Annotated in this window: 1 protein-coding gene; it reads left to right on the top strand. The window is 43.6% G+C overall.

The window, feature by feature from the left end:
• Positions 1-241: 241 nt before the first annotated feature.
• A partial coding sequence (locus A3735_RS26780) for an AMP-binding protein (protein WP_156499952.1) occupies positions 242-1,079 on the top strand: 838 nt, incomplete at its 3' end.

Raw genomic sequence — 1,079 nt, 5'->3', positions numbered from 1 at the left:
GGAATTGGTGAAATAGCCGTGCCAATCATCGCACCAGCCATCGCTAACTCAGTTTATTCCGCTACAGGGGTAAGGCATAGAAGAACGCCGTTTAAACTTTAGTGACTAAAGAAGTATCAATAGATCGATATTAAAGGAAATTACCTTGAAATAGACTGCTTCAATCTCTAGCTTCCCACTCAGAAGTAAGTGACACTGCAATAATTATATAAACTCTAACACCCAAGGCAAAGAGGTCAGCTTGAATTTCATCGACACGGTCAAACAAAACTTTGACTCTATCCCCACGTCAATAGCGATTCAAGATAATCAAGTCTCGATAAGCTATGCTGAACTCGGGCAGCTTGTTGCAGGAATCAATTCCAGGCTCAAACAGTTGGAGCTAGAACAAGGTAGCTACGTTGGTCTATATTTCGAATCGAAACCCTTGGCGATAGCAAGTATGATCGCGTTGCTGGACTATGGCTGTGCCTACATTCCTCTTGACCCGATCTACCCCAACGATCGATTGGCATACATGCTGGAAAACGCGAATGCGAGCTTTGTGCTATGTGATAGGGTATGTGAATTTGCGCCGAAGTCGACCAAATCAATTAACTTTAGTCAAACATTCCCTACAGAAGAAACCTTAGAACAGGTCCTAGCAAATAAGTCCCAAGCATTTAAGAACTTTGGCATCGATAGCGCTCAACTAGAAGAATCGACTGCTGCCTATTTAATCTATACCTCGGGTTCAACAGGGCGCCCCAAAGGCGTCGCGATGCCCCATGGCCCTCTAAATAAGCTGATCGACTGGCAGAATGCTCATTACAACGAAAACTACGCCCCTAAGACCTTGCAATTTTCCTCGCTCAGTTTTGATGTATCTTTCCAGGAAATCTTTTCTAGCTTATCACTTGGCGCAACGCTATACACTCTTGACCCACTGATCAAACAAGACTTTAAGTCTCTTGCTGAATATATACTCGAACATCAAATCGAACGAATTTTCATGCCTTATGTCGCCTTGAAAAACCTGATGCAATGGTTTGTTCGACTAAACATCGTGCCGAAGTCCTTGAAAGAAGTTATCACCGCGG

This window comes from Oleiphilus sp. HI0061 (genome assembly GCF_001635675.1).
Note: the sequence above shows the minus strand (reverse complement) of the source record. Positions and strands in the feature narration are given on the sequence as shown.